The organism is Bradyrhizobium sp. IC4059 (assembly GCF_020193615.1).
Lineage (GTDB): Bacteria > Pseudomonadota > Alphaproteobacteria > Rhizobiales > Xanthobacteraceae > Bradyrhizobium > Bradyrhizobium yuanmingense.
Map to the genome: position 1 here is coordinate 1074118 of NZ_JADYVH010000001.1, position 22058 is coordinate 1096175.

18 protein-coding genes are annotated in these 22058 nt (G+C 61.4%); 10 read left to right on the forward strand and 8 right to left on the reverse strand.

Going from position 1 to position 22058, the window contains the following annotated elements:
- Positions 1-424 precede the first annotated feature (424 nt).
- Positions 425-562, reverse strand: a complete 138-nt coding sequence (locus tag I6F12_RS04925) for a hypothetical protein (protein WP_167361641.1) — start codon at positions 560-562, stop codon at positions 425-427.
- A 263-nt stretch (positions 563-825) separates the two neighbouring features.
- Here I6F12_RS04925 and zigA point away from each other — a divergent pair, with 263 nt between their 5' ends.
- The gene (zigA, locus tag I6F12_RS04930) at positions 826-2031 is read left to right on the forward strand and encodes a zinc metallochaperone GTPase ZigA (RefSeq protein ID WP_057030072.1); all 1206 of its coding nucleotides are present in this window, start codon (positions 826-828) and stop codon (positions 2029-2031) included.
- Positions 2032-2154: 123 nt separating this feature from the next.
- The gene (locus tag I6F12_RS04935; protein ID WP_036023319.1) at positions 2155-3480 is read left to right on the forward strand and encodes an Hsp70 family protein; all 1326 of its coding nucleotides are present in this window, start codon (positions 2155-2157) and stop codon (positions 3478-3480) included.
- A 41-nt stretch (positions 3481-3521) separates the two neighbouring features.
- Here the strand turns inward: I6F12_RS04935 and I6F12_RS04940 are convergent, their stop codons facing one another.
- Both I6F12_RS04940 and I6F12_RS04945 read right to left on the reverse strand, forming a co-directional pair.
- On the reverse strand, positions 3522-4100 hold the full coding sequence (locus I6F12_RS04940; protein WP_225155623.1) for a c-type cytochrome: 579 nt from the start codon (positions 4098-4100) through the stop codon (positions 3522-3524).
- Between the two features lie 153 nt (positions 4101-4253).
- Positions 4254-4697, reverse strand: coding sequence for an SRPBCC family protein (locus I6F12_RS04945; protein ID WP_225155624.1), 444 nt, complete (start codon positions 4695-4697; stop codon positions 4254-4256).
- A gap of 260 nt (positions 4698-4957) precedes the next feature.
- On the opposite strand from I6F12_RS04945, the gene I6F12_RS04950 reads away from it, so the two are divergent.
- Positions 4958-5203, forward strand: a complete 246-nt coding sequence (locus tag I6F12_RS04950; RefSeq protein WP_036005707.1) for a hypothetical protein — start codon at positions 4958-4960, stop codon at positions 5201-5203.
- Positions 5204-5312: 109 nt separating this feature from the next.
- Here the strand turns inward: I6F12_RS04950 and I6F12_RS04955 are convergent, their stop codons facing one another.
- A complete protein-coding gene (locus I6F12_RS04955; RefSeq protein ID WP_225155625.1) occupies positions 5313-5999 on the reverse strand; it encodes a hypothetical protein in 687 nt (228 codons plus the stop codon).
- A gap of 284 nt (positions 6000-6283) precedes the next feature.
- A complete protein-coding gene (locus I6F12_RS04960) occupies positions 6284-7261 on the reverse strand; it encodes an AraC family transcriptional regulator (protein WP_109144350.1) in 978 nt (325 codons plus the stop codon).
- 384 nt (positions 7262-7645) lie between these two features.
- Between I6F12_RS04960 and I6F12_RS04965 the strand changes: the two genes are divergently transcribed.
- The 7 genes from I6F12_RS04965 to I6F12_RS04995 all read left to right on the forward strand — a co-directional run bounded on the left by I6F12_RS04965 (position 7646) and on the right by I6F12_RS04995 (position 17452).
- Complete coding sequence (locus tag I6F12_RS04965; protein WP_225155626.1) at positions 7646-10948, forward strand: outer membrane beta-barrel protein; 3303 nt, start codon at positions 7646-7648, stop codon at positions 10946-10948.
- Positions 10949-11072: 124 nt separating this feature from the next.
- Complete coding sequence (locus tag I6F12_RS04970) at positions 11073-11903, forward strand: outer membrane beta-barrel protein (protein ID WP_225155627.1); 831 nt, start codon at positions 11073-11075, stop codon at positions 11901-11903.
- Between the two features lie 224 nt (positions 11904-12127).
- Positions 12128-12850 (forward strand): GrlR family regulatory protein, encoded by a 723-nt coding sequence (locus I6F12_RS04975; protein WP_109144347.1) that lies wholly within the window; start codon positions 12128-12130, stop codon positions 12848-12850.
- An 817-nt stretch (positions 12851-13667) separates the two neighbouring features.
- The gene (locus I6F12_RS04980) at positions 13668-13958 is read left to right on the forward strand and encodes a hypothetical protein (protein WP_225155628.1); all 291 of its coding nucleotides are present in this window, start codon (positions 13668-13670) and stop codon (positions 13956-13958) included.
- A gap of 1130 nt (positions 13959-15088) precedes the next feature.
- The gene (locus tag I6F12_RS04985) at positions 15089-15565 is read left to right on the forward strand and encodes a hypothetical protein (protein ID WP_225155629.1); all 477 of its coding nucleotides are present in this window, start codon (positions 15089-15091) and stop codon (positions 15563-15565) included.
- 156 nt (positions 15566-15721) lie between these two features.
- Positions 15722-16684, forward strand: a complete 963-nt coding sequence (locus I6F12_RS04990) for an ABC transporter substrate-binding protein (protein WP_225155630.1) — start codon at positions 15722-15724, stop codon at positions 16682-16684.
- Positions 16685-16888: 204 nt separating this feature from the next.
- Entirely contained in the window at positions 16889-17452 is a 564-nt protein-coding gene (locus I6F12_RS04995; protein WP_036023379.1) for a group 1 truncated hemoglobin, read from the forward strand.
- A 432-nt stretch (positions 17453-17884) separates the two neighbouring features.
- Here I6F12_RS04995 and frc read toward each other — a convergent pair whose 3' ends face one another.
- From frc to I6F12_RS05010, 3 genes are all read right to left on the reverse strand, one after another.
- Positions 17885-19162, reverse strand: coding sequence for a formyl-CoA transferase (gene frc, locus I6F12_RS05000; RefSeq protein ID WP_225155631.1), 1278 nt, complete (start codon positions 19160-19162; stop codon positions 17885-17887).
- 62 nt (positions 19163-19224) lie between these two features.
- Positions 19225-20958 carry an oxalyl-CoA decarboxylase gene (gene oxc, locus I6F12_RS05005; RefSeq protein WP_225155632.1) on the reverse strand — a complete coding sequence of 578 codons (1734 nt, stop codon included), beginning with the start codon at positions 20956-20958 and terminating at the stop codon, positions 19225-19227.
- Positions 20959-21035: 77 nt separating this feature from the next.
- Positions 21036-21731, reverse strand: a complete 696-nt coding sequence (locus I6F12_RS05010) for a GntR family transcriptional regulator (RefSeq protein ID WP_157282741.1) — start codon at positions 21729-21731, stop codon at positions 21036-21038.
- Positions 21732-22058 lie beyond the last annotated feature (327 nt).

Genomic DNA, 22058 nt, shown 5'->3' on the forward strand with positions numbered 1-22058 from the left:
GGCTTGCGTCAGCCCATCCCGAGTCACATGCCCCGGGTTTACCCTTGCGGTCTAGCACCCATGGCAGTCCCGATAGAAACTGTATGAGCAGGGATAACGCGCGGCATCCGCATCTTTCGGCTAAGGCTTCGCCAAGGCGCGGCAAACATGGCCACTCGGCCTTCCGTCCTGCGTTACGCTTCCCCGTCCTTACACTTTTGAATCGTGCAACCATTCTTGTTTGAATGGATGGTATGCGAAATGCCAGTAGACAAACAACCGGAATCGTCGGTTGGCCTCGGCGGACTAATCGTCGCAGTTCCGCTCGCCTGCGAGGGAGGGCGCTACCAAACAGAAATGGCCCCGACAAGCGGGGCCATTTGGTCAAACAACGTGTTTTTGGCTTCTGTGCCGTCGCCCGTTCGGTGCGGGAGCGAAGGCCTTCTTACAGGCCGAAACGCGGCAAGTCCCCGTTGCGATTGGAGATTTCGGCGCTCGCCAGCAGCAAGCCGTCGATCGCGGCCATCAGGCGGGCGAACAGCGAGGAGGAGGGCGCAAGAGCGACGGAAGCGGTCTTGGACATCGGAAATCCCTTTCTTGAGAACAGTCAGTCTTGCTGTCTCATTTCTGGGAACAATCTATGTATGCCAGATGCCAGCGTCCATGCTCTTGTTTGCATAGCAGCATTCTTTCTTCCGCATTGCGGCATAGGCGGTGAACCCTGGGCGGGCCGAGCGCCTTGACAGGGTCAGGTCGAATAGAGAATGTAATGTTATAACATTACATAGTGAGATGCCGTGTCTCGTTGTCCTCGGCCCATCCCCCTCAAGAGGCTGTTCGATCTCCATGCCCAAACTCCCCGTCACCGTCTTGTCCGGCTTCCTCGGGGCTGGAAAGACCACTTTGCTGAATCACGTCCTGAACAATCGGCACGGCTTGAAAGTGGCGGTAATCGTGAACGACATGAGCGAGGTGAACATCGATGCGGACCTGGTCCGCGATGGTGGTGCCAACCTCTCGCGGACTGATGAGAAACTGGTGGAGATGACCAACGGTTGCATCTGCTGCACCCTGCGCGACGATCTCCTGAGGGAAGTACGTGCGCTCGCCGAAAGCGGGCGCTTCGATTATCTGCTGATCGAATCGACGGGCATTTCGGAGCCGCTCCCGGTCGCAGCGACGTTCGATTTCCGCTCGGAAGAGGGCGAAAGCCTCTCCGACATCGCTCACCTGGACACGATGGTGACGGTGGTCGACGCCGCCAACCTGCTGAAGGACTATTCCTCGACCGAGTTCCTCGGCGAGCGCGGCGAGGCGCTGGACGGCGACAAGCGGACGCTGGTCGATCTCCTCGTGGAGCAGATCGAGTTCGCCGACGTGATCGTCCTCAACAAGGTGGACGATGCCTCGCCGCAACAGCGCGAGGCGGCACGGCAGATCATCCGCTCGTTGAATCCCGAAGCCGACATCATCGAAGCCAATCACAGCCGCGTGCCGTTCGACCGCGTGCTCAACACCGGCCGGTTCGACTTCGAGAAGGCCCAGCAGCATCCGCTCTGGTACAAGGAGCTCTATGGTTTCGCCGACCACGTGCCTGAAACGCAGGAATATGGCGTGAAGAACTTCGTCTACCGCGCCCGCCGGCCGTTCGATCCGGCGAAGTTCGACAAGTTCGTCAAGGCATCCTGGCCAGGCGTGATCCGGGCGAAGGGTCATTTCTGGCTGGCGACGAGGCCGCAATGGCTCGGCGAGATCAGCCAGGCGGGAGCGATCGTGAGGACCGAAGCGCTGGGGTTCTGGTGGGCGAGCGTTCCAAAGGAGCGGTGGCCGAACGATGAGGCCTGGCGCAAGCGGCTCGGCCAGTATTGGGACAAGCTGTACGGCGATCGTCGCCAGGAGATCGTGTTCATCGGCACCGGCATGGACGAAGCCGAGATCCGTGGCAGGCTGGACGCATGCCTTGTCCCTGATACGTCCACCATGGACATCGCCGCATGGTCCGCTCTCGCCGATCCGTTTCCGGCCTGGCGTCGAGGCGATCAGTCCAACTGATCGACGTGCCTGCCAGCCACGCGGCGTGAGGTCCGGGCTCGACCATCTCGGACCAGGTCTTGCAAGGGGACGGCAAAGCCGTTAGTGCTCTGCCCCCTTTCCAAGCATCATTCAGAGTGGTTCATGTCGAGCGCCTCGCCCGCCGTCTCGATCGGCATCGATTTTGGCACGAGCAACACGGTCGTTGCGCTGGCGGCGGACGACCGCCGGGTCGAAGCCATTCGCTTCGACCATGGCGGGCAGCGCCACAGCGTCTACGTGTCGGCCCTGTGCTTCTGGGAGGACCGGCCGGGCGCCGGTGCCCAGGCCGAGGGCGGGCCATGGGCGATCGAGCAGTTTCTCGAAGGACGCCACGTCTACCGCTTCCTGCAATCGTTCAAGACCTTCGCAGCGAGCTCGAGCTTCAACACCACGCAAGTCTTCCGGCAGCGCTACAAATTCGAGGACATCCTGGCGGCGTTCCTGCGCACGCTGGCGCGCCATGGCGGGGACAAGTTCGGCTTCGAGGCGGCGAACATCACGGTCGGCCGCCCGGTGCGCTTTGCCGGCGGCAATCCCGACGAGGCGCTGGCGATGCAGCGCTACCGCGCCGCGTTCGAGCGCTTGGGCGCCGGCCACGCGCGCTATGTCTATGAGCCCGTCGGCGCGGCGTTCTCCTTCGCGCGCAGGCTGGAGCGCGATGCCACCGTGCTGGTGGCCGATTTCGGCGGCGGCACCAGCGATTTCTCCGTGATGCGTTTCTCGCGTACGGGCGGCGTTCTTCGCGCCGAGCCGCTCGGCCATGCCGGCATCGGCGTTGCCGGCGACACCTTCGACTATCGCATCGTCGACCACATCGTGTCGCCGCGGCTCGGCAAGGGCTCCAGCTTCCGCTCGTTCGACAAGGTGCTGCCGGTCCCGACCGGGCACTACACGAACCTGGCGCGCTGGCATCAGCTCGCGATGATGAAGAGCAACGGCGATCTGCGCGAGCTCCGCGAGCTCGCGCGCACCGCGCTGAAGCCCGAGCTGCTCGAGGACTTCATCACTATCGTCGATCTCGACCTCGGCTTTGCGCTTTACCGCGCGGTGTCCGACGCCAAGGTGGCGCTCTCGGCGCAGGACGAGGTGGACTTCCGCTTTAGGGGCGGCGGCGTCGACATCGGCGCGGCCATCACGCGGAAGAAATTCGAAGCCTGGATTGCCGACGACATCGCCCGGCTGGGTGCCACCGTCGACAAGGTGCTGGCCGAGGCCCGCATCGCCTCACGCGAGGTGGAGAAGGTGTTTCTGACCGGCGGCACCTCGTTTGTGCCTGCGGTCCGAAAATTGTTCGCTGACCGCTTCGGCAACGAGCGCCTGATGTCCGGCGACCAGTTCGAGTCGATCGCCTATGGCCTGGCGCTGATCGGGCACAGTCCGGATCCCGAGCGCTGGACGGCAGGCGGAGGGCCTGCCGCGAAGGCATAGCAGGCGGCGTTCGGCGTCTGTGCGGCGACGCTGTTCGATCGCTATTTCTGCTGAATTCGGTTCAGGTAGTCGATCACCGCGAGAATGCGAGTCCGCACGACGACCTCCGGGTTCTGCTGCGGCCCTGCCTTTTGCCAATAATAGGAATCGACGGCGTGAGGCAGGTTGACGATGGGGTTGAACCGCTCGCCCCAGATCGGCATTTCACGGGTGCCGTGCGCCGGAACCGATTTCGACCCGTATATGGTTTCGTAAACGGCGTTGGTGGGAAACACCCCGTTGTTGTTCTTGGTCAACACGGTCAAGTCGGAAGGCCGGGTCTTGAGCTGACTGCTGACGGGTCCGCTGCCCCTTGCATCGGCGCCATGACAGCTCGCGCACGAAGACTGAAATTCCGCCTTGCCGATATCGACGTCTTCGCCCTTGGCCGCGGTGACGAAACCGGCGGCAACACCGGCAATGATCAACCATTCGACAGCAGATCGCATCATTTCGCCTCCGACGCGCGCAGGGAAGACTTCTGCTCCTAGCCGCTTCGCCGTCTTGACGGCTTGATGCATATCAAGACCGCACACCAGTGCCGCCGCGTGGGCAAAGGCGCGCTCCGCCGTGCGCGCCATCTGGCAAGTGCCGTTGGGTGGGCAAAGACGCGCTCTTCGCGCGCCGTGCCCACCATCTTTGCGAGGTTGAGAGACCGTTGGTGGGCACGCTTCCGCCTTCGCTCGTCGAGCTACGGCGGACAAGTCGCTTTGCCCACCCTAAGATACTGACCGCTATTCATTGATCTCCGGCTCGACGAGCTTGGCCAGATTACGCAGCGATTCCTGCCAGCCGAGATAGCACGCCTCCGGTGGAATGACGTCGGGGATACCGGCCTGCGTGATGTCGATCTCGGTGCCGACCGAGACTTTCTTCAGGATCACGGTCACCTGGATTTCGCCGGGCAGGTTGGGGTCGTCGAATCTGTCGGTGTAGCGGAGACGTTCGCGCGGCACGAGCTCGAGATATTCGCCGCCGAACGAATGGCTGTTGCCCGTCGTGAAGTTCCGGAACGACATCTTGAACGTGCCGCCGACCTTGGGCTCGAAATGATGCACGGTGCAGGTAAAGCCGTTCGGCGGAAGCCATTTCGCCATCGCGTCGGCTTCCAGGAAGGCGCGATAGACTTTCTCCGGGCTGGTGGCGAGAACGCGGTGCAGGCGGACGGTATTGGGCATGGTTGTTATCCTCAGTGTTGATGGGCCCGAGCTGGCCTCTATGGCCCATTCATGTCACGAGGACGACCGGGACGTCGCTGATCCGACAGGACTTTGCGGATTTTTTGTCGCGGGTGCCGGGACCGCGAACCCTCATATGCGAGAACCCTGCCTGCGCAGGGACCGCAGAGCGCAGAAGCTCTCTCCTGGTTTAACCGCGCACGTGAGGAACACGGAGCGTATCGGCTTGTTGTTGGCAGTCAGAACAGGAGACAGGTCAGATGATCAAGAAGCTCATGCTGGGCGCAGTGATCGCCTCGATGATGGGATCCACCGCAATGGCGCAACCCAGTCAGCAACAGGGAGGCGCGCAATCCGGGGTGGGCGGAACAAGCGACACCACGAAGAACAATGACAAAACCAAAGGCGGCATGACGACCGGGACCTCGTCGACCGGCACCACGGACGGCTCGGGCAGCAGCACCCCTGGCGGACAATCCTCCAAGAAGAGCTCGACGCCCAAATGAGTTCAGGAGGCGCTCATTGTCGGTCTACGACCAAACGATGGGCGCAAACTTCAAGCCGCGGCAAGGAAGTTCTTTGCGGAGCAGCGGCGCGCTCTTTGATCGGCTCGGCCTAGGCCCCAACGTCATTCGGTGTCATTGTGAACGCCAATCTGTAACGACCTGGCGTCGGACCATCCTGCGCGCCCGCTCTTTGAAGCGATGGCGGCGAGAGCTGTCCGGCGATGACAGCGTCAACCGCATCGACATCGTAACCTGACAACAGAATGATCCAGTCGGCGGCACCGTCATTGCCGCGGATTTGCTGTTCAGTGGTGGGCGAACTCGTCTTGGGCGTATCGGTCAGGAGGAGGTGGGCGCCCGTCAGCCCCGGCTTGGAGGCGAGAGCGCCAAGCGTATCGAGAAGGTGGGCCTGCAGCTCGGCGGCCCGTCCGTTGAGCGGCGACAGCCTGATGGTGGCGAGCGCGCCTGCGATGCCGCCGCCAAAGCTCGCGGCGATCCGGCACTGGCTGCGCACCATGCCGAGATGATGCGGCATCATCTTCGTCGACCACGGCGTCGGCGCATTGAGCCGGTCGAGATATCCCTTCGACGTGAGAACGCCGTAGTGCTCGAGCTCGTAGAGCACGAAGAAGCCCTCGGCATCCGTCGCGCTGGTCCAGCGCGAACCCCGGCGAAAGCCGGGAATGCTCATCCGCTCGGGAAAGTGCTCGTGCGAATGCCAGTCACCGAACTCGCTGCGCTGCTCCGGGCGGACACTCCACCACATCGCGACGGCGGCCTTGCCGAGCAGTGACATGCTGACCTCCCTGCCTTGCGCGGGGCTATCGCATTTGAAAGCTTCTCCTTGCTGCCATCCTTCGAGACGCCCGCTTTAGGCGGGCTCTCAGGATGAGGGCGGAGTGCGCGCAGGCCGCCACTAGTCATATGCGATAGCCCTGACTTTCTTGCGGACATTTTGCCTCAACACCAACAGGGGCGGCAAGGTGTCTCCGCCTGGCAAGCCGCAGCCACGACGCGATCGGAGGCGATCATGGTGCGTGGTGGACGCGAGCCCAGCGGAGCGCCGGACTGCGCGTCCGATCACATCGGCTCGCCGACATCGCGCCGATAATGCCTCGGCGAAGTTCCGAAGCGGCGGCGGAAACAGCGGTTGAAGTAGGACACCTCGTTGAATCCGCAGGCATAGGCGATATCGCTGATCTTCGATCGGTTGTAGCGGGAATCGAGCAGCATCTTCCGTGCCTTCTGCAACCGCAGCTCGGTGACACGTTCGGTAAAGCTCGATCCGGTCTCCTGCAGCAGTTCCTGGACGTAACGCGGCGAAAGCCCTAACTTGCGTGCAAGTTCGCTCGGCGAAAACGACGGATCAGCGAAACGCCCCCTGATATCTGCGATCACGTCCTGCAGCCGCGCGGCACGCAACCCGCGCCGCGTCGCAAGCTCGGCTGAATCGCCGCGGGCGCCGAGGGCCAGCGCGACCAGATCGATGAGATGCGTGCCGATGTTCTCCTTCAGCACGAGGTCGGCATCGATGTCGGAGTCGATGACGATGGCGAGATAGCGCTCCAGGTGACGCAAGGCCGGCGATGCAGCCAACGGCGTCAAGGCAAGGTCCTCGAAATTCGGCAGCCGCTCGGCCAGCAGCGCGCGCGGCACCGTGATGCCGCGAAAGGCGATCGGCCCATCAAGTTGCGACGCGATCGGCGCGGCGTTGGTATAGAGCATCGCCTCCCCCGCGCCGCGAATGGCTTCGCGGCCTTCCTGCCTGATCAGCGTACTCACACCGTTGAACGTGGTGCCGATGATGTAGTCGCCGCGGGTATCGGCTTCGACGTGACGCTGGGTACGAACTGCCGTCTGAATATTAGCCTCAAGCTGGGTGACCGCGATATCGCCGAGTTTCAGGAATTCGGACCGCGAGTAAAACGGCGCATCGGGAAAGAACGAAATGTCCGCCGCGCACAAATGGTCGGTGAACAGGTCGAGCCACAGCCGCTGGCGCGCACCTTCGTCAAGATGCGCGGGAAGCTGATCCGAAGCGAATACGACCTTGGACATCGTTGCACGGCAAAGTTCAGGTGTAACTTGATACCGCCGCAGAGTTTATCGCGGCGCAAGCGCTACGTGTGCGGTAAAGCGCCGCATTCTCTGCGAGAACCAATTGGCTGCGCGCGCCAGGCTAAGTCGAGCGCGTCGCTGTCAAACTTCGTCATGCTTTGAACGGGCGAATGTATCCACCGAGCAACATGGATTCCGAAAAGGGCAGACGATGCGGAATCGTTCAACTCGGGTGCAGGCCAGGACAAGAAGCCGATGGCCATGACGTGTCAGTAACTTAGCCATCAAACGACGGCGGCAAGGGCGTGGTGCGCTACGCCTTTTGACGGGGCGCGTTCCTGTGGTTTTGGAGCGCCTGCTTTGGAATTGGAATTGGGGGGTGGAGTGAAAAAGCTGACATCACTGACGGGCGCTTCATTGGCTGGCGCCTCGATCATGGTTTCTGCAGGAGCTCTGGCCGCCGACCTCTCTGTGAAGGCGCCACCCCGACCCGCTTGGGTGGATAGCTGGGCCGGGCCTTATATCGGCGCCTATTTCGGCGCGGGTGCCGGACGTGTGACGGAATCCTCGACGGGCCGTTTCGGTAACAGTTCTGTCTCGACAAACGCCGGCGTTGTGACGTCGAGCTCGACCCTGGCCGGAACAACCGCGAGCAATCTTGCGGGCGATGTGAACGGTTCGATGGTCGACCTGTTCGCGGGGTATAATTGGCAGGCCGGGAGTATCGTGGCGGGCGGACAGGTCGAAGGCACGGTCTTTTCCGATGTCGCGTTGAAGCCGTTCGGCAACGAGACGCTCAACAGCGTCAGCACCAACGTGCTGCTCGGGGCGGTGACCTCGACGGGTGCCCGCACGGCGATCGTGCAGAGCAACCAGCAGCTGCGTTCGCGGGTCGGGCTGATCGGCCGGGTCGGTTTTCTCGCGCGTCCGGATCTGCTGCTGTATGGCCTCGGCGGCCTCGAGCTCGGTCACTTTACCTTTGCCGACGGCGCCGATCCTTTCGGCGGTGACAACAACAAATGGGTTGCCGGCTACACGGTCGGCGCCGGCGGCGAGCTGAAGCTGACCGGCAATTGGTCGCTGCGCGGCGAGTATCGGTATCTGAACTTTGGCTTCAACCGGAGCGCAGCCGCCAGCTCAACGGCCAGCTCGGCGACGGGCGCAACCACGTCCGTCTCGACTAGCAGTCAATCCTTTTCGTCACGCATAAATGCTGATTTCCACCTGGCCAAGATCGGTCTGGTCTACCAATTCGGTGATTCCGGGCCGCTGTCCGCAATGGCGGCGATACCTTCGGCAGCACGCGGGTCTTCATTCGCAGGCGCCTGGGGTGACAGCTGGGCCGGCCCCTATATCGGTGCTTACGTCAGCGCCGGCGCCGGGCGGGCAAGGCAGACCTCCACGAGAATCGACGACGAAGGCAATGCCAGCAGTCTCGGCGGGTCGTCGGCGTTCACGCGATCAGGATTCGGCAATCTCGCCGGCGACATGACCGGTTCGATGGTCGATCTGTTCGCGGGCTACAATTGGCGAACCGGCAATGTCGTGGTCGGCGGGCAGATCGAAGGCACCCTGTTCAGCGACGTCACCACAAGGATGGTCGGCAACGAGGCATACAGCTCGGTGTCGAGCGACAACGGCGTCGTCACCTCGACAGAATCGGGGACGAACAGCATCGAGGACCGGCAGCAATTGCGCTCGAACGTCGGCGTGATCGGCCGGGCCGGTTATCTGGTGACACCGAATGTGCTGCTGTACGGCCTCGGAGGCCTGGCGCTGGGGCACCTGACCTATCCCGACAATTATCCCGACCCGGAAGCGCAGGTCAGCGACAAGAACGGCAAATGGGTGGCCGGTTATGTCGCGGGCGCGGGCGGCGAGGTCAAGCTGACGGACAGCTGGTCGCTGCGCGGCGAATACCGCTACATGCATTTCGGATATGACCGTAACGAGCCGTCAGGCAACTCGTCGACGTCCGTATCGGGCGGCGGCACCAACACGTCCACCAACAGCACCGTCCACCGGCGGCATATCGATGCCGATTTCCACGTCGGCAAGGTTGGACTGGTTTACCAATTCGGCGCGTCAGGCGCGCGGTCGGCGATGGCGGCACCGCCGGGCCCGGCCTGGAGCGACGGCTGGGCGGGACCCTATATCGGTGCCTATTTTGGTGCCGGTGCCGGACGTGCGGCGGAAACCATCGCAACGAACAACAGCAGGACCAGCACGACCACCAGCGTCGGGACCACGACCTCCACCAGCACTGAATCGGCGCGCGGCCGTCCCGTCGGGGACGTGACGGGCTCGATGGTCGATCTTTTCGCGGGCTACAATTGGCGCGCCGGCAATGTCGTGGCCGGCGGGCAGATCGAAGGCTCGGTGTTCTCCGACGTTACGTTCAACACCATCGGTCCTCAGACATTCACCTCAGTCGACACCTCGAACGGAGCTGTCACCTCGCGGTTCTCGGGCTCGCAAACCGCTGCGAGCCAGGCTCAGCAGCAGCTGCGTTCGAATGTCGGCGTGATCGGCCGGGCCGGTTATCTGTTGACACCGAACGTGCTGCTCTACGGCCTCGGGGGTCTGGCGCTGGGGCATTTCACTAACGCAGACGGGGACTTCAGCCGCGGCGATTCCAGCGGCAAGTGGGTGGCCGGCTACACATTGGGCGCCGGCGGCGAAGTGAAGCTGACAGGCAATTGGTCGCTGCGTGGCGAGTATCGCTATGCGCATTACGGCTTCGACCGCGACGAATCCAGCAAATTCGCATCGAACTCGCAATCGACCGGATCCTCCAGGACCTCTGTGTCCACCGACAGCACCCATCGTCAGATCAATGCCGATTTCCACACCGGGAAGATCGGCATGGTCTACCGGTTCGGTGAAGGCGGACCGCGTTCGGCCATGGCCGCGATGCCTGGCGCGCCCAGCGACCACTGGGCGGGCCCCTATCTCGGCGCCTATTTCGCTGCCGGCGCAGGCCGCGCCCGACAGAACCTCGCCTCGACGGCCGACTCCGCGCAGCAGAATTTCAATGGCGCCGTGCTAACGACGAATGGCGTCGTCAGCACGACGACCCGCGGCAATGCCGTCGGCGACACGATGGGCTCGATGGTCGACCTGTTCGCAGGCTACAATTGGCGAGCCGGCAATGTCGTGGCCGGCGGTCAGATCGAAGGCACGCTGTTCTCCGATGTCGCGTTCAAGACGGTCGGCGAGCAAACGAGGAATACCCGGCAAGTTTCCAACGGTGTCGTGACGACAGGTGTCAATCAGGTGGCGATGCAGGCCAGCGAGCAATTGCGCTCGAACGTCGGCGTGATCGGCCGGGCCGGCTATCTCGTGACCCCGAACTTGATGCTTTACGGTCTCGGCGGCCTGGCGCTGGGCCATTTCACTTTTCCCGATCCCGGCAATTTCGAAGGGCCCAACGGCAAGTGGGTGGCGGGTTATACGGCCGGCGCGGGCGGCGAGTTCAAGCTGACGCAGCGATGGTCATTGCGCGGCGAATATCGCTACATGCACTTCGACATCGACCGCAACGAGACACGGACCAGCTCGAGCACGCAGACCCTGGGCACCACGACCATTTTCAGGTCGAACGCAGACACCACGTCGCGAAAGACCAGTGCGGATATTCACATTGCGAAGATCGGTGCCGTCTATGGCTTCTGCTATTGCGACTAGGTGCACGGTGGCAAACGCGCATGCAGATGGTGGTTGCGATCACCTCTGTGAAATAGGCAGGCGAAAAGCCGCTACTGAATCGTTCCATGGGTGCGCCGCCTCTCGGCGCAATTTGAGGGAAGTCATGAAATCCATTGTCTCTGGTACTCTCCTGCTCTCGGCTCTCTGTCTCTCCCACGCCTCCTTCGCGGCCGATCTTGCCAGGGCCTACACCAAGGCGCCGCCCGCGCCGGTCGCATTCAGCTGGACCGGTTTTTACGCCGGCGTGCATGGCGGTTATGGCTGGAGCGATCCGACCGCGACCTTCGATCCCGGCGCGCTCGCAACCGGGACGGTGCCCGGCTATGTCGTCACGGGCGGGACTGGGCCGTTCACCCTGGATGTGAGCCCCAAGGGCGGATTCGGCGGCGGCCAAATCGGCTATAACTGGCAGTCCGGCACGTTCGTGTACGGCCTGGAAGCGGATGTCAGCGGCGCTGCCATCAGAGAGACGGCGAGCCGCCCCTTCAGCGTCACCGGAACGATCGGCGGCGACAATGGCGCCTTCACCGGCGTATTCAATCTCAAGCAGGAAATCGACGTCTTCGGCACGATCCGCGGACGTCTCGGATACGCGGCGAACAATGTGCTGATCTACGGTACCGGTGGCTTCGCCTGGGGCCACGTCAAGAACAGCATCTTCACCTCCAACCTCGCCACGCCGAATATCGCCAATTTCAACGGTTTCTTCCCGGCCCTGACGCGAAGCGCTTCCTCGTCGGAGGTCCAGGTGGGTTTCTCCGCGGGTGGCGGTCTTGAATGGGCATTCGATCCGCGCTGGACGTTCAAGGCCGAGTACATCTACATCAATCTCGGAAAGTCGAACGGCAATGCTCTTGCATTCCCCGGCGCGTCCTTCACGGACACCGAGGTTCAGCTTCATACGGCCAAGGGCGGCATCAATTATCGGTTTTGACTGAATGGATTTTGTGGTGCTTAGTGGTGGTAACGTAGGCGCGGCCAGTAGCGAACCACGGGCAGGGCAGAGCAAGTCTGCTCTGCCCCGAACTCAGACGTCAACTTGTTCGGCTATCGCGAGGGCGTCATCGACCCCGATGTCGAAATAATCGAACGGTACTCTCGGTCTTCCGAGACTAGCCGCTGAGCAAAAGAGGAGTCCGAGTCAATCGGTGGTGCCGGATGAACGAGTTATCAAGCACTTTCGACGGCCTCTTCAAAAGTGAATTCTCGATCAATCAAATGGTTGGCCGGAGCGTCACGTACGTGCGCCGGGGCAAGTTGCTGGGCGGCAATTCAGGGTTTGCTCATATAGGGAATTACCATGTCGAGGGGGACTCAATCCGTGTCGATGTGACCAGCCGACGACACAATTTTGGCGCCGATCATCAGTCTTTGCTCGGTTCCGACGTCTCGTCAATTTCCGTCGTTGGAAGAGCCGTTGGCAAGGCGTTTCACTTCGAGGGCAGTTCCCCGCAGGTGCCGGGTGCCGTCTTTCGATCCATCATGACCCCGCTGGATGAAAGCGACCTTCCGGCGCCCGGGATGATTGGTGAAGGTGGCATTTCCAACGGATTGTACTCCATCCATCTCAAAATCTTGGACGGCGTCCCCGGCGGCCTGACTGGAGTGATGCTATTGAACAACGGCCGTATCCTGGGTGGCGATGCCTTCTTCTACTATCTGGGGTCATATTCCTCCTCCAGCGGTCGATGGAGAGGGCAGATGGTCAATCAAGAGCATACGCCGGCGCGAGGGGAAGACCCGGTATTCGGCGGACACGAGATTGGAATTGGTTTTTCCGGGACGTGCGATGCCAAGGGCGGTTTCCTCGAGGGCACGGCGCTTGCGGGCAAGCGCAGCATCAGGTTCGAAGCTGATCTGAAATTGATCTGCGCTGCTTAAGGGGCGCGAAAGCCGAGGGCGCAGCTGCCGCGCGAAGCTAGAAGATCGGTTTCGCTCGGAGTTGGTCCGTCGGCGTCAATAGGCTTAGCACTGAGCGCTGCAAGGGAGGCGAGAAGTGCTCTCAGAGGAAAAGACGAGTACTACGCTGTTGAAGGTGATGTTAGGGCTCATCGCAGTCTGGGGTGTCGGCTGGATTGAGAAGAAGCTGTTCGGCCACTGGACCAACCTGGGCATCTTTATCGGGTGGATTGTCGGAGTGATGATCGCCTATGGCATAGATCATTTCCGAAATCGAAACGGGACGTCACCGAGGGGGAGCGCCGCGGAACCGGAGAGCAGTGAACGTCAGCCTGAAGGGAATGCATCAGCTCCCCTGAGAGGAGTAAACGGACCGGGTTTGCCGGGACACATGGACTTCGATCTAGATCAAACAGCCTCTCGACCCACGTAATTGCCCACGTTGAGCTGCACCGGAGGGAGCAGGGAATGTTCATTAATCGCCCTACGCGAACGATGCATTTACTTGCTTGGGCAATAGCCGCCATCGGTCTTCTCACGATCCTTTCGATGCCGCTGGGGCCCTCTTGAGGAGAGCGAACCGGCACCCTGAGGGAGTGGACAGGCGCGCGGCGCCTCGGAGCGAGTGACTTCAATGCCTGTTTCGACAGAGGTTTGATGCGCCGCACACCCATCATTTTTCCAAGCTCAAGTAGTCGAAATAGAGATAAGCTACTTGAAGTTGTCAACCGAACCGCGGCGTAGCTCGCGAACCGGCCTGTCCTAGTCGCTTTGAGCACTTAAAAGTGTGGAGGAGGAGATGAAACGGCTGCTATTCGTTGGGCTTGTCGCGCTTCAATCGATCGGTATCGGATTGGCTCATGCCCAATCCGACGACTTAGTCAGACGCATCGAGCTGGGCATGAGGCTTATTAAAGTAGGATGCCCTACCGGCTCGGCAACGCAGAAAACAGAAGTGAAGGGAAATGCGACCGGTCGCATTACACTGTTGGGACCTGCTGACGCATCCGCCGACGCCGGCGCCAGTGTCAACTTCACGAAGGAGGAAGCCCACGGGCTGGTGGCTGCACTGCAAAAAAGAAGTAACTGACAGCGGAGTCAAACTCTCTGAGCGACAGCTCGATTGCCTAAAGCCCTATATCGACCGAATCTTCGAAGAGCTTTTCCCGAACAAGAAATCAGGTACACGCGATGAAAAGCGTTTAGCTCTTGCAGACCTTCATACTGCATTCAGAAAGATTGCAAGGCACGCGTATGGAGAGCAGATTGGTCCCCCTTTGACGTACGGGGTTAGCATCAATGACGACAAAATTGAGATATTCAACAGATCTTCGGCTTATTGGGCTCGCCTCGGCGATCTCAAACCAGAACCGGAATTTGTAACGCACGCTCCGGGGCTTCCACATCTCAGATTATATTGCCTGCTAAGCGACTGCGTGTCTCAGGTCTACAAAGATGGAAATTCCGAAAAAAGAAGCTACGCCCCAGTCTATGTAAAAATCGGAGCAGACCCGAAGCCGCTTGAGAATGCATTTGCTCGCGTGATCCGCCTATATTGAATCTAGCAGTTGTTGTGTCGCTTTTTTCCGCTCTCTGAGAGTTCCTGAGGGAGTGGACGGGTTTGAGCCTGAATCGGGCTAGAGGTCTTTTGGCGCAACCCCCGATTCACTTATCTTAATGAGCTGCGCACTTCCTCTTCTCTACTCTTAGACCGTTCAAGTCTTGTGGCGAGGGCGTCGATGCAGAACCACCGCACGATTGTGTTTGTCGAACGGCTGAACGAACTCTCTTCCCAACTTGCAGAACTAGAAGAACTCCGCCTCAAGGTCGAAGAGGCGGAGCGACTCGCCTGCGCTGTGCATACGTCGCGTTCGCCCGGACCTCTGACCACCCGCTGGAAACACAAATGCGCGCCAGACGCCGCGACATAGATTGGCACTTCGCCACTGTTGTCGTGACGCTGCTCTGGCTAGCGTGCTTTCTGCGACGCTGTTCGTGGTCCTTTTGCGTGGGCACCCCTGAGAGGAATGACAGTCAGTGAAAGTCGCGCATTGGCTTGTCGCTGACGTCCTTGCGCCTCGCGAGACTGCGATACCGCCGCCAAAGCTCTGGCGATCCGGCACTGGCTGTGCACCATGCCGAGATGATGCGGCATCATCTTCGTCGACTACGATGTCGGCGCATTGAGCCGCTCGAGATAGCCAACGAGCACTGACGCCGATGAGCCTCATCCTGAGGAGGCGCGTGAGCGCCGTCTCGAAGGACGAGGCGTGCGCGCAGGCCGCCACCAGTCAATGCGAAGGACGGGGCGGTGATCGATCCTGCGAGGGTCGGCTTCGTCGGTTCTCGCTCGGCGGGGCGACCGGCCTCGTGCTGATGGGGATCAAGCCGGATTTCGCCAGGGTCGCCAGCCTCTGCAAGGAGACGACCGGCATGTGCGCACAGCCTCACAACGGCGAGACGCCGCCCGAGCCGATACAGGACGCGCGCATTCGCGCCGCCGTCATCGTTGATCCCGCACCGGCGACCCTGACGCGGGACACCGCGGACGGTGTAATGCTAAGGGACACGACGAGCGACCATGGTGCGAGCTACGATCTGATTGCAATTAAGCCGGACCGCGCCCCAGTTGACCTCGCCTCCGTGCTGCCGCCGGCCCGTTTATTTGTGCGTGCCACCTGGGGAATACCTGATTAGTTCGGCTGTACTTCTTCCGCTTCTGGCCCTTGGCAGACCTATTGCGGCTTCGTGTTCGACAGCAGCTTTTGACCCGAAGCAGTCATTGCACCCGGTCTCACGAAAAAAGTGCTAAGCTGATCTTCCCACAGGCGTGATCCCTAGAGGGAGCGACGCATGCGACGGCGGGAATTCATAGCCTTCAGCGGTGCCGTAGCAATCCTCCCATATACTGCGGGGGCTCAGGCCCAAGTCCGCCGCGTGGGTGCGCTCCTAGCTAGCCCTCTAAGCAGGCCGATTCTCGAAAGAGTATTGAAGGAGAAAGGATGGCTGTTGGGTCAGAACCTGCTCATAGACTATTGCATAAGCGATGGCGATACTGAGGAGAGCCGCAAGTGCGCGCGCGAATTGATCTCGTTGAAGCCTGATGTCTTGTTCGCGGTTACCAACACGTCGATGGCGTCACTGCAAGCTGAGGGGTCTAATATCCCGACCGTATTCGCGATGGTCAGCGATCCGATTGGAATGCGCTATGTCGAGACTTTCGCGCGGCCCGGTCGTAATGTTACCGGGTTCACTGCCTTTGTACCATCTCTCGGGGGTAAGTGGGTCTCCCTGCTGAAGGAAATCGCGCCGCAGATTGAGCGGATCGGCGTTGTCTACAACCCAGAACCAGGGAATAACTCTGCTGCGTTTCTCGCTTCGATAAAGGCCGTCGCACAAACCTCCGGAGTGGTTTCGGTGGAGACGCCCCACGGCGATAGCTCCAGCATCGAACGGCTAATCGTATCTCTCCAAGACACGCGGAAAGCTGGTCTTGTTTTTCTACCTGACGCACTGACTGCCGCACGACGGAAGGAAATGACCGCGCTTGTTGCTAAGTGCAGGTTGCCCGCGATCTACTTCCTACGACTATTCTGCGATGTAGGGGGTCTTGTTTCGTATGGAGTAAACCTCAATAAAATATATGCAGGCGCGGCATCCTACGTTGATCGAATTTTGCGCGGCGCCAATCCGGCAGACCTGCCAGTGCAAGCTCCGACCGAATTCGAATTCATCATCAACCGCAAGACCGCGAGGGTGCTCGGCTTGGAATTACCTGAAAGCCTCCTAGCCCGCGCCGATGAAGTTATCGAATAGAGAGCCGACTTCCGCTTGTGGCCCATCGCAGACGTCCCGGGCGGCCACACAAGCGAATGTGCGGTGAATCGTTCTTAGCGTGTAACCCCGACGCTTCCATCTTAATCCATCGACCTAAAATTTAATGCCGGAAGAAAGTGACGAAATCCGACCGGCTGCATGCTCCCAACGGATTATCCTGTTGCCTCACCAGAGGAGGTGACCATGGTACAATTTATTCCGACTTCCATCACACGACGAAGCATGGTCGCAGGAATGGCGCTGACCGCCGCCCCGACGACTGCATTGCAGGGAGCGAGTAAGGCATACGCGCAGGCCCAGCAAACCTCGCCTGAGAAAAGTCTGTATGAGCGGCTGGGCGGCGTTTTTGCTATTGCGGCCGTGGTGGATCACTTCAGCGACGCTGTCGTGAAGAATCCCGTCGTGGGCCAGAAGTCCAAGAATCCGCAACTACGAGAATGGCACACCAAGAACCTGACAAGGTTGCCGGGCCTCAAGTTCATGCGGACGCTGTGGGTCTGCGACGTTTCGGGCGGGCCCCTTAAGTTCGCGGCCACCAAGCCTGGCGCGACGCCGCTCGGACTTGAGGAAGCGCACCGCAATCTCAGAATATCTCCGGCAGAGTTCGATGAGGTCGCGGCGGAACTCGGGCGGAGCCTCGACTTTGCCAAGGTCCCTAAGCGCGAGAAAGCCGAGGTGCTGGCTGCGTTTGCCGCGCACAAGGACGAGGTTACCGCCGGGTCTGCGACGGTCGGCAAGCGCGGCTGAAGGGTGATCTTCCCGGTCTTCGCTAGCACCGACTGGCTCCGGCTGGGCGGGCACGTTGGATCGCGCCGCGATCCGTCCAGTTGTGGCCCATGCTGACGTCCCTCGGGCTGACGTCCGATAAGCGCCCTTGGACTCCAGATCTCTGCAGCCCCTTCCGCGAACAGCGTGTGGTCGGGATCCGCTCCGATGTGCAGCAGCCAGCGCCTGATGTGCGCTCCCGGCATGATAGCCACGATGGCATAATACCCCTGTTTTGCCCGACGGGTCAGAATTTTTTCATCGAATCAGAAATATCGTTGTGTGCCAATGGGATGGCTACTGTGCATGGGGTTGTTTTCCAGTTTTGATTTTGAGCCTGCGATTGCACGCCTTCACAAGCAAAAGGGGCCGCCCCTTCGGACGGCCCCTTTGGTCTCGTGAAATGTGGTCCGCTTACTCCGCGGCCTGCTTCTGCGGCGGGTCGAGCGCGCCGGACTTGTGGATCTCGGCGACCTGGTGATCGCTGAAGCCGAGCACCGAGCGCAGGATCTCGTCGGTGTGCTCGCCGAGCAGCGGCGATCGCGTCACGTCTGCCGGGCTATCCGACAGCTTGATCGGGTTGCCGACCGAGACGTACTTGCCGCGGGTGGGGTGGTCGACCTCGACCACGGTGCCGGTGGCGCGCAGCGACTGGTCTTCCGCGATCTCCTTCATCGACAGGATCGGGCCGCAGGGGATGTCGTCCTTGTTGAGGATCTCCATCGCCTCGAACTTTGTCTTCGTCATCGTCCACTGCTCGATGCGGGCGAAGATCTCGTTGAGGCGCGGCAGGCGCGCCGCCGGCTTGGCGTAGTTCGGATCGGTCTTCCAGGTGGGTTCGCCGATCACATCGCAGATCTTCTCCCAGACCGGGGCCTGGGTGATGAAGTAGATGTAGGCGTTGGGATCGGTCTCCCAGCCCTTGCACTTCAGAATGCGGCCGGGCTGGCCGCCGCCGGAATCGTTGCCGGCGCGCGGCACGGCGTCGCCGAACGGCACGCCTTCGCCGAACTGGCTGTATTCCTTCAGCGGGCCGTGGGCGAGGCGCTGCTGGTCGCGCAGCTTGACGCGGCAGAGGTTGAGCACGCCGTCCTGCATCGCGGCAGTGACGCGCTGGCCCTTGCCGCTGTGGGTGCGCTGGTAGAGCGCGGTGACGATGCCGAGCGCGAGGTGCAGGCCGGTGCCGCTATCGCCGATCTGCGCGCCGGTGACGAGCGGGACGCCGTCGCGGAAGCCGGTGGTGGAGGCGGCGCCGCCGGTGCACTGGGCGACGTTCTCATAGACCTTGCAGTCTTCATACGGTCCGGGGCCAAAACCCTTGATCGAGGCGACGATCATCTTCGGGTTGATCGCCTGGATCTTCTCCCAAGGAAAGCCCATGCGGTCGAGCACGCCGGGGCCGAAATTCTCCACCAGCACGTCGCACTTCTTGATCAACTCGGTGAGGATTTCCTTGCCCTTGGGGTTTTTGGTGTCGAGCGTGATCGAGCGCTTGTTGTGGTTGAGCATGGTGAAATACAGGCTGTCCACGTTCGGGATGTCCTGCAGCTGGCCGCGGGTGATGTCACCCACGCCCGGGCGTTCCACCTTGATCACGTCGGCGCCGAACCAGGCCAGCAGCTGCGTGCAGGTCGGTCCTGACTGGACGTGGGTGAAGTCGAGAATGCGAACGCCCTCGAGCGCTTTGGTCATCGTATTGCTCCGTACTCTGTCTGCCCCTGCACCCGGCAGGGAATAAGGGTTGAGGGGTGGACTTACTTCTTCTTCTGCAGAACGCTCTGTGGATTGAGGTTGCCGATGCGGCCGCTCTCCGAGCCGGCGGCCGGATCGATCACGGCGTTGATGAGCGTCGGCTTACCGGACTTCATGGCGTCGTTGACGGCACGCTTCAGCTCGTCCGGCGAGGTCGCGTTGACGCCGACGCCGCCGAAGGCTTCCATCATCTTGTCGTAGCGCGCGCCCTTGACGAACACGGTCGTTGCCGGATCGGAGTTGGCGCCGTTGACGTCGGTGCCGCGATAGATGCCGTCATTGTTGAAGATGACGACGCAGATCGGCAAATTGTAGCGGCAGATGGTCTCGACCTCCATGCCGGAGAAGCCGAACGCCGAGTCGCCTTCCACCGCCAGCACGGGGTGGCCGGTCTCGAGCGCGGCCGCGATCGCCTGGCCCATGCCGATGCCCATCACGCCCCAGGTGCCGACGTCGAGACGCTTGCGGGGCTTGTACATGTCGATGACGCCGCGGGCGAGGTCGAGTGTGTTGGCGCCTTCGTTGACGAGGATCGCCTCGGGATACTCCTTGATGACGTTCTTCAGCACACCGAGCGCGCCGTGATAATCCATCGGCGATTTGTTGTTCATGAGCTTCGGCGCCATCTTGGCGACGTTCTCTTCGCGCTTGGTCGAAACGGCATTGGTCCATTCGGCCGGCGGGGCGGTCCAGGATGATCCCATCGCCTGGTTGAAGGCGGAGACCACCGAGCCGATGTCGCCGACGACGGGCGCGACGATCTCGACGTTGGAATCCATCTCCTTCGGCTCGATGTCGACCTGGATGAACTTCTTCGGCGCCTCGCCCCAGCTCTTGCCCTTGCCGTGCGACAGCAGCCAGTTCAGCCGCGCGCCGATCAGCATGACGACATCGGAGTCCTTCAGCACCGTCGAGCGGGCGGCGCCGGCGCATTGCGGATGGGTGTCGGGCAGCAGGCCCTTGGCCATGCTCATGGGCAGGAACGGAACGCCGCTCTTCTCGACGAAGCTCTTGATCTCCTCATCGGCCTGCGCGTAGGCCGCGCCCTTGCCGAGGATGATGAGGGGGCGCTTGGCGCTCTTGAGCACGTCGAGTGCGCGCTTCACGGATGCGGGCGAGGGGATCTGCGCGGGCGCCGCGTCGATCACCTTGACCAGCGACTTCTGGCCGGCCTCGGCGTTCATGACTTGGCCGAACAGTTTTGCCGGCAGGTCGAGATAGACGCCGCCCGGACGGCCTGAGACCGCAGCGCGGATGGCGCGGGCGAAGCCGATGCCGATGTCCTGGGCGTGCAGCACGCGATAGGCCGCCTTGCACAGCGGCTTTGCGATCGCAAGCTGGTCCATCTCCTCGTAGTCGCCCTGCTGGAGGTCGACGATCTCGCGCTCGGAAGAGCCGGAGACCAGGATCATCGGATAGCAATTGGTGGTGGCGTGGGCGAGGGCGGTGAGACCATTGAGGAAGCCGGGCGCCGACACCGTGAGGCAGACGCCGGGCTTCTTGGTGAGATAGCCGGCGATGCCGGCGGCGTAGCCGGCGTTCTGCTCGTGACGGAACGAGATCACGCGAATACCCGCGGCCTGCGCCATGCGGCCCAAATCCGTGATCGGGATGCCCGGCACATTATAGATGGTGTTGATGCCGTTCAGCTTGAGCGCGTCGATGACGAGATGGAAGCCATCCGTCAGTTCCTGCTCGGTGCCCGGTGCTTCGGACTTGGTCGCGGTATTCAGCATGGGCCTTGTCTCCCTGGTCTCAAGGTCGTTGGGGCGAATTGTTCGCCCTTCTGGTGAACCGTTGCTTAAGTGAACAGTTACGTAAACAGTTCTTGGCCGTGCGCTTCGACGTAAGCGGCAAGGCCGAGGGTGTGATCGCGGGCGCGCTTCTCGGCAAGCTCGGTGTCGCGCGCTTCGAGCGCTTCGATGATGCCGAGATGCTCGGGCAGTGACGTCGCGGTGCGGTCCTTGCGTCCGATGGTCAACTGGCGATAGCCGCGCACGTGCAAGAGCAGGTCGTTGGTGAGATCGACCAGCACCGGCGATTCCGACAGCGAGATCAGCGCCTGGTGGAAGGCGATGTTGGCGCGCGAATATTCCTCGACGTGATCCTCGGGCAGTCGGTCCTTGCCGAAATCCTTGAAATAGTCGCGCAGCGCCGTGATGTCCTTCTTGCGCGCGGTGGTGGTGATGAGGCGGGCGGCCATGCTCTCCAGCGCCGCCCAGGCGCGGATCATGTCGACGATCTCGCTCTTGGTCCTGCGCACCACCATGATGCCGCGGCGGGGCACGGTCTTCACGAAACCGTCCTGCTCCAGCATCGCGATGGCCTCGCGGATCGGCGTGCGGCTGACGCCGAGCCGTTCGGACAGCGCGCGCTCGTCGAGCATCACCGGCTCGGGCGTCGAGTAGATGTCCATCTTGAGGATGGCTTCCTTCAAGGCGTCATACGCCTTGTTCTTGAAGCTGCTCTCCGGGGCAATACGAACGATTGCGATGTCTGCCTCGGCCATGTTCGGCAACGCCTTGGTTGGTTTCCGTAGTGACACGACGAATCTCCTCCAGTGGGGAGTCGTCTTTTACAGGAATATTAACTGGAAAGTTTTTGGCATACCACATGCCAGAATGTCAAGCTGCCTATTTTTTGCGGCCTTCTAGGCCATGCACCAGCTTGACAAGTTGGCTTCTGGCATACCAAATGCCATCGCCAGCCATTTTTGATCCATGCCGGCGGAGTAGTCTTGAGGCTTATGCCACTCCGTACCGCCGCATGGAACAGAGCGCGGCGAATGGCAAGCATCATGGGCAGCCGCAAACACGCGCGCGCTTTGAACAGAACG